Origin of the sequence: Desulfosarcina cetonica JCM 12296 (assembly GCF_001311845.1) — a bacterium.
GTDB classification, from domain to species: domain Bacteria; phylum Desulfobacterota; class Desulfobacteria; order Desulfobacterales; family Desulfosarcinaceae; genus Desulfosarcina; species Desulfosarcina cetonica.
Map to the genome: position 1 here is coordinate 1 of NZ_BBCC01000260.1, position 7,110 is coordinate 7,110.

The window sequence follows — 7,110 nt, forward strand, 5'->3', positions numbered from 1 at the left end:
GCTGCGGGCTTTCCAGTGGCCGTTGCGGGCGGCGTCGAAACCGTAGCGGAACAGCACGCCGGTTTTCAGGACGTCGTTGACCTGTTGGCGTTCCTCTTCTCCGAAGATCTCAAATCCGGGCATGATGACTCTCCTTGCAATCCCGTTGGCGTTCAGGCGGCTTAGCTGTTGGACGCCCCGCCAACCGGTTCTTTTTGAGCAAAATATTCCTTGAAGTAATATTCGAAGGCCATGCGGGCGTAATGTCCGGCGCGAGTACCGATGTATTCCCCATGGCCCACCATAACGGCGATGGCGAGTTTCTCCGAGCCGTTTTTCTCCGTGGCAAAGCCGGCGAACCAGTCGAAACGGGTATCGTTGGCCTGATTTGAAATAGAACCGGTTTTCCCACCGAGGGTCAACCGTGAGAGTACCGCACTTTTACCATGGCCGCGAAAGGCCCGGCGACCGGTTCCCGAGGTGATCGTGGCCTCCATCATCCGTTGGAGCTGGGTGGCCGTTCCGGCGGAGACCGCCGGGGGCAGAACGTGAGGCGCGCGCGGTAGATCGAATTGCCGCGATCGTCCACGATCTGGTCCACCAGGGTCGGTTCAACGGGTTTGCCGCCATTGATCATCGTCGCGACAATGACAGCGCCATGCAGGGGAGAGAGGGTGGTCTCACGGTTGAAACCACTGGCGATCTCGGCCCGATGGTAGGTGTCGTCATCGATTTCCAGGTGGCTGACGGGCCAGGGCAGATCGAAATTCATCTCGCGGTTGAACCCGAGTGCGTCCCCGACGGCTTTGAGCGCCGCCGGGTCGATATAAAGGGCACCGATCTTGCCGAATACCGGGTTGATGGATTGGGCAAAGGCGTCTTCCAGGGTGGTCGAGATCGTGTAGCGATTGGTCGTGTCGGTCAACTGGCGTTTGTACAGGGTGTGTTTGTAGCCGTTGAACTTCAGGTTCGTGCCGGCCGTGTACCCTTTTTTTTCAACCGCCGCCGCCGCGGTGACAATCTTGAACAGGCTGGCGGCCGGATAATCGGCGCATACACAGGGATCATGGGCCGGATTCTGTTTGTCGAAGCCGACCATGGTGATTAATCGGCCGGTCTGCGGCTGCATGGCCACGATGCCGATATAACGCGAGTTGACCCGATCCAGGTTGTCCAAGAGGTATTGCTGCAGGCCCATGTCGAGACTGGTGCGCACCTTGTAGGGGTGCCCGTCGAAGACACCTGAACCGGCTGTTGGGTCACATTGGTCAGGTGGTTTTGGCCCAGCAGGATGCGCAGATCGGATTTCTGGATCCGGGCGGCCAGTTTGGGCGATGCCGCTGCGGGCGGCGTTTCGGCCGGTGGCACTTCGGCGCCGCCTTTGGGGTACAAAAACAGCCCACCGACCAAGACCAGCAGCACGATCAAAAGGCCGGTGATTTTCAGGAGACCGGTGAATTTCAGGTCTGGCCGGTTGCGCTGGATTTTCTTGCGATTGGGGGCAGGTGGCCGCTGCCGCTGTTTGAGACGTTCCTGATAGGCTTTCCAGCCGGGCTGGCGTGACGCGTGCCTGTCATCGGGATGATAGATGCCGGTCATCAATGTAAGCTGCTCCTGATGGGGCTCAGCTGAGCGGCGTTCCCGGGGTCACCGGTTTGTCCAGCGTGGCCACGGTTACCCCGGCCGCGTCGGTTGCCGCGATCAGCATGCCTTTGGACAAAACACCCATAAGTTTGGCGGGCTTGAGGTTGGCCACGACAATCACCTGTTTGCCGACCAGCGCCTCGGGCGCATAATCGGCGGCAATGCCCGAAACGATGGTGCGGGTTTCCCCCAGGTCCACCTCCAGTTGGAGCAGTTTCTTGGCCCGCGGAACGGGTTGGGCCGATACGACAGTGGCCACGCGCAGGTCGATCTTGGCAAAGTCGTCGATGGTGATCTCCGGCTTGATGGGCTTTGCCGTTTTGGCCACTTCAACCGGCGGCTCGGCGGGCTGCCGTTTCTTGTCGAGATCGACGCGCGGAAAAAGAGAAATTGATTTTCTCAATTTGACGCCGGGGGTGAGTCCTCGCCAGGCGCAGAGCTTTTCCAATTTGAAGAAGTCGTCCGTACCGCTCATGCCCAGGTGTTTCTGCATGGTGGCGGCGGTGTCCGGCATGACCGGATAGATCAGCCCGGAGATGATGCGCAGGCCTTCCAGAAGGTTGTACATCACCGTTTCCAACTGTTTGCGGGCGGCCTTGTTTTTGGCCAGGTTCCAGGGGGCGGTCACATCCACGTACTTGTTCATATGGGTGATGAATTCCCATACGGCGGCCAGACCCTTGTGGAAGGCGAACGCCTCCATGGCCACGGCATAGGCATCAATGGCCGCCCGGGCATTATGCTCCAACCCCAGGTCCATCTCCTTTTCCACGGCCGGGTCCGGTTCGGGGACGACCCCGCCGAAATACTTGTGCACCATGGCGATCACCCGTGAAAAAAGGTTGCCCAGGTCGTTGGCCAGATCGGCGTTGATGCGCTGGACGAGGGCCTCCTCGCTGAAATTGGAGTCGAGCCCGAAGGCCATGTCGCGCATGAGAAAGAACCGGAAGGCGTCCAGTCCGTAGATGTTTTTCATTTCCAGCGGTTCGATGACATTGCCGATGCTTTTGCTCATCTTGCTCTGATCCACGTTCCAATAGCCGTGGACATTGAGGTGCTGATAGATCGGCAGGCCGGCAGCCTTGAGCATGATCGGCCAGTAGATGCCATGGGGCTTGAGGATATCCTTGGCCACGATGTGCTGGGCCACCGGCCAATAGGTCTTGTACAAATCGCCGTCCGGATAGCCCAACGCGGAAACATAGTTGAGCAAGGCGTCGAACCAGACATAGGTCACGTAATCGGAATCAAAGGGCAGGGTGATGCCCCACTGGAGACGCGACTTGGGGCGGGAGATGCACAGATCGCCAAGGGGGTCGCGCAGGAAGGCCAGCACCTCGTTCTTGTAGCGTTCGGGGCGGATAAAATCCGGATGCTGCTCGATATGGTCGATCAGCCACTGTTGGTAACGGCTCATCTTGAAGAAGTAGTTGGATTCCTTGATGGTTTCGGGCGGGGTTTGGTGATCCGGGCAGCAGCCGTCCACCAGTTCGCGTTCGGTATAGAACCGCTCGCAACCGAAGCAGTACAAGCCCTCGTACTCGCTGAAATAAATGTCGCCGGCATCGTAGATACGCTGCAGGATGCGCTCCACCACGGCCATGTGAGCCGGGTTGGTGGTGCGGATGAAGGCATCGTTGGAGATGTTCAGCTCCGGCCACAGGTTCTGGAACAGCCCGCTGATCTTGTCCACATATTCCCGTGGCGTGCAATTCTCCTTTTTGGCCGCGCGGACGATCTTGTCCCCATGCTCGTCGGTGCCGGTCAGAAAAAAGGTCTGGTCCGTTGACATGCGATGAAAGCGGCGGACCACATCCGCGGCGATGGTGGTGTAGGCATGCCCCAGATGGGGCCGGGCGTTGACATAGTAAATCGGTGTCGTTATGTAAAATGGCTCAGCCATTTTTTATCTCCTGTCCTTGATGATGTCCTCGATGCTGATTTCAACTTCCCGGCCGTCCTCCAGCCGCACGGATAGTCGATCGCAGATCACGTTGTGCCGGGTGACCTTGCCGCTACCCTGGGTCGTTTTGACCATCTTGCCGATTTTGGGAAAGTTGGTTTTCAGTTGACGATAGGTTTCGTTTTCAAACGTCAGGCAACACATCAGCCGACCGCACTGACCCGAGATTTTCGTGGGGTTCAGGGACAGCCCCTGTTGCTTGGCCATACGGATGGATACCGGTTCGAATTTTTCCATGAACGACGAGCAGCAGAAAACCCGCCCGCAGCGACCGAGACCGCCGCACATCTTGGCTTGGTTGCGGATGCCCACCTGGCGCATTTCGATGCGCGCCCGGAACTGCTTGACCAGGATCTTGACCAACTGCCTGAAATCCACACGGCCGTCGGCGGTAAAGAAGAAGGTCAAGCGACTGGCGTCAAAGGTGCTCTCCACGGAGAAAAGGTTCATCTGCAGGCCAAGTTCCTTGATGCTTTTCAGGCAAAAGGCGTGGGCCTCGCGCTCCAGGGCATGGTTGTGCTCGACCTGGGCCAGATCCTTTTCATTGGCTTTGCGGAATACTTTTTTCAGGGGCTTGACGGGCTTTTCCGCCTTGTCGAGCACGGCCGGCACGGTTTCCACCATCCCGAAGCCCAGCCCCTTTTCGGTTTCCACAATTACCTGGTCGCCAATATTCAGAACGAAGGCGCCGCAAGAAAAGTCATAAATCTTGCCTCCGTTTTTGAAACGTACGCCTACTTTTTTTATCATGCTGTCACACATCTATTCGCCAATTCCGGCCATTTTGATCACCATGCATCCAGCGTCAGTCGGGCTTTGGAATTGGCTCGCAGGGCCGCCTTGGCTTCATCGACGGCGTCGATCTGCTCGATCAGGCGCGTCCGGCTGACGCCTTGGGCCACTGTAGAAAGAATTTCACGGCGATCCTGGTTCAAGACCTGGTTCGCATCCACGCCCACGACCAGAAGATCCCGCAGCCACATTGTAATGATTTCCAATAATTCTTCAACACGTTCCTTTTGGGCGGCCAGTTTCTCCGAAAAGGCCAGCCAGGCGCGGATATCCGTCGACGGCAGGGCGGCGAATCGACACATGGCGGTGATGATCCATTCGTGGCGCTGCTGCCAGCGGCGATCGATCAAGGTCAGCGCCCGGGTATAACTGCCCCCGCACAGGGCAGCCGCCTTTTCGGCGGTTTGCGGATCAATGGCCGCTGTCGTCGTCAACAGTCGCGCGACGGCCGAGACGCTCAAGGGAGAGAAGCGAATCTGCCGACAGCGCGAAACCACCGTGGGCAGAAGATCGGAGGCCTCACGTGTCGTCAGCACCAGCAGCGTTCGGTCGGGCGGCTCTTCAAGAACCTTGAGCAGGGCGTTGCCCGCCTCCGGGTTCATGGTTTGCGCATCGCAGAAAATGACCACCCGCCGCTGCGCTTCATTCGGTTTCAGCGACAACGTCTGCAGCAATTCGCGGATCTGATCGATACGAATGACCGTTGAAAGGGGGGCGATGCGAATGATGTCGGGATGGTGATCGGCGGCAATCTTTCTGCAGGGGCCGCATTCACCGCAGGCATCGATGGCCGTTAGCGGGGGCCGCTGGGGCAGGTCCGCGCTCAGCGTCCGGCAGTTGCAAGCCATGGCAAACGCCTTGGCGGTCATTTTCTTGCCCACCCCGTCGTCTCCGGTAAACAGCAACGCATGGGGTTGCGTTCCGCTACGGAGAAAGGTTTTGAGCAGTCGAATGGGGGCCTCTTGACCAACGATGGCGCCAAACCCCGCCGTCGTCGTCATGGTCGATGCCTTCCGAAGGGGTGAAACGGTGCCGGAGCAAAGGAGGCCGGCCCTCGCATCCCGGGGCATGCGGTTGCACGGCTGAAAGGTCGCATGCCGACTATTGATCCACGCGTTCCTTGAGCTCTTTTCCCGCTTTGAAAAACGGCAAGCGTTTGGGTCTGATGGTCACTTTCTCACCGGTTTTGGGATTGCGGCCCGTATAGCTTTTGTATTCTTTGACAAAAAAGCTACATAGCCCACGAATTTCAACGCGTTCGCCGTTGGCCATGGCTTCTGCCATGCTGTCGAAAAAGATCTGGACCACTTTTGCCGCTTCGGATTTGGAAATATCGGCCTGGGTTTTCAAAGCGGAGATGAGCTCCAGTTTGTTCATGTATCCTCCTTGAACGATCACAGATGACTTACAGGTCTCAAAGGGACTCTATAGAATAGATGTTGACCCGAAGTCAAGCCGTTATGTTAATATTTCCGGCAGCTTCTCTACGTCGGCGGCATCTACGTGAACGGCGGCGAACTGTCCCAGGGCCTCAATGTTGACCACGACCCGCCCGTCTCCGCGATAACTTGAAAAAATACCGGTCACCCCGGCGAAGGGACCGTTGATCACGATGACCCGATCGCCTTTCTTGAAACGGGAGCCGGTAATGACCTCTTCACCCGTGGCCACCATGATTTTGAGCGAATCGATGGTGACGTCGGTGATCGCCACCGGCCCGCGGGTGCTGCCGATCAGACGCACCGCGCCGATGGTCTTGAGGATTTCGAGGTGCTCGTAGGGGTTGAGATCGGTCTTGACGAAAATATAGCCCGGGAAAAGGGGCACCCGGATCATCTTGTGGCGATCCTTGCGCCGGCTTTTAACGGTGATTTTGGGCAGGAAGACCTCCATTTCCTTCTTGAGCAGGCCTTCGTTGACCACGTTTTCGAACCGGCTCTTGGTATGCAGGGCGTACCAGGCACGTGTCAGTTTGTCTCCGACCATGGACGATGATTCCGTTTTATTCAAAACCCCGGTTGGCGTTGTTCCCGCTCGGCAGGTCAATCGTTATTTAGCCGATGGCAAAGGCGACCTCGTGTACCATCTGTTTCGGGAAAAGGCAATGAGAGATCTGTGGGGCACCAGGGTCATTGTATTCGGGTTTCACTGTTTTATTGGCGTGATAGGAACCCATTCGTTTGATTCGATCGTGCTCGACAATAGCCTAACGGCCGATTCCGCCGATGCCCTTGAGGTTGACCAGGACCGAGACACTCAGATCGTCTTCCTCATCGGCCAGCAGAAAATCCAGCGACCAGCACTGGGCCTGGTAGAGAAATCCGATTTCCCGAACGATGTCTTCCTCCGTGAGCATGTTGCGTTCGTATGCCCCCCGCAGGACCAGGTTATCCGTCAGAACAACGGAAACCGTGCCACGGATGGATTCATTGACGCTGGTGGTGTAGCGGTGCTCGACACTCAGCCGGTCCCCGCGTGTATCGCCGATGGACGCCCCCACGTTGTGGGATGAGAAGCGCGTCTCGTAGACGTCGTATTCGGCGTCCGCACTGACGGTCAGAAATCGCCCCAGGTTGAGGTCGAGTTCACCGTAAAGATCTGAGAAAGGATTGCCCTTATCTTCCTCTGAGTCGGCGATATGGTAGGTTTGTTCCAGGTATATGCGACAAAAGCGCTGGTAATTGAAGGCGTCGACCCAATCCGGCGGCGGCGGGGATGCCGCCCTGGGGCGG

At 57.7% G+C, this 7,110-nt stretch carries 9 protein-coding genes; all 9 read right to left on the reverse strand.

Annotated features, from left to right (window positions below):
* Positions 1-161: 161 nt before the first annotated feature.
* Entirely contained in the window at positions 162-479 is a 318-nt protein-coding gene (locus JCM12296_RS48485) for a hypothetical protein (RefSeq protein WP_054701214.1), read from the reverse strand.
* Positions 476-1,177: a penicillin-binding transpeptidase domain-containing protein gene (locus tag JCM12296_RS48490; protein ID WP_054701217.1), complete on the reverse strand. Its 702-nt coding sequence runs from the start codon at positions 1,175-1,177 to the stop codon at positions 476-478. Before JCM12296_RS48490 ends, JCM12296_RS48485 begins: the two co-directional genes overlap by 4 nt.
* Positions 1,084-1,578 (reverse strand): hypothetical protein, encoded by a 495-nt coding sequence (locus JCM12296_RS40545; RefSeq protein WP_172684203.1) that lies wholly within the window; start codon positions 1,576-1,578, stop codon positions 1,084-1,086. Before JCM12296_RS40545 ends, JCM12296_RS48490 begins: the two co-directional genes overlap by 94 nt.
* A gap of 25 nt (positions 1,579-1,603) precedes the next feature.
* Complete coding sequence (gene metG, locus JCM12296_RS31110; protein WP_054701224.1) at positions 1,604-3,526, reverse strand: methionine--tRNA ligase; 1,923 nt, start codon at positions 3,524-3,526, stop codon at positions 1,604-1,606.
* Positions 3,527-3,529: 3 nt separating this feature from the next.
* Positions 3,530-4,336, reverse strand: a complete 807-nt coding sequence (locus JCM12296_RS31115) for a PSP1 domain-containing protein (protein ID WP_054701234.1) — start codon at positions 4,334-4,336, stop codon at positions 3,530-3,532.
* Between the two features lie 38 nt (positions 4,337-4,374).
* On the reverse strand, positions 4,375-5,379 hold the full coding sequence (gene holB, locus JCM12296_RS31120) for a DNA polymerase III subunit delta' (protein ID WP_054701226.1): 1,005 nt from the start codon (positions 5,377-5,379) through the stop codon (positions 4,375-4,377).
* 100 nt (positions 5,380-5,479) lie between these two features.
* Positions 5,480-5,755, reverse strand: coding sequence for an HU family DNA-binding protein (locus tag JCM12296_RS31125; protein WP_054701229.1), 276 nt, complete (start codon positions 5,753-5,755; stop codon positions 5,480-5,482).
* A gap of 81 nt (positions 5,756-5,836) precedes the next feature.
* Positions 5,837-6,364, reverse strand: coding sequence for a transcription termination/antitermination protein NusG (gene nusG, locus JCM12296_RS31130; protein ID WP_054701231.1), 528 nt, complete (start codon positions 6,362-6,364; stop codon positions 5,837-5,839).
* A 220-nt stretch (positions 6,365-6,584) separates the two neighbouring features.
* On the reverse strand, positions 6,585-7,110 hold a 526-nt coding region (gene lptD, locus JCM12296_RS31135; RefSeq protein ID WP_157068059.1), incomplete at its 5' end, for an LPS assembly protein LptD.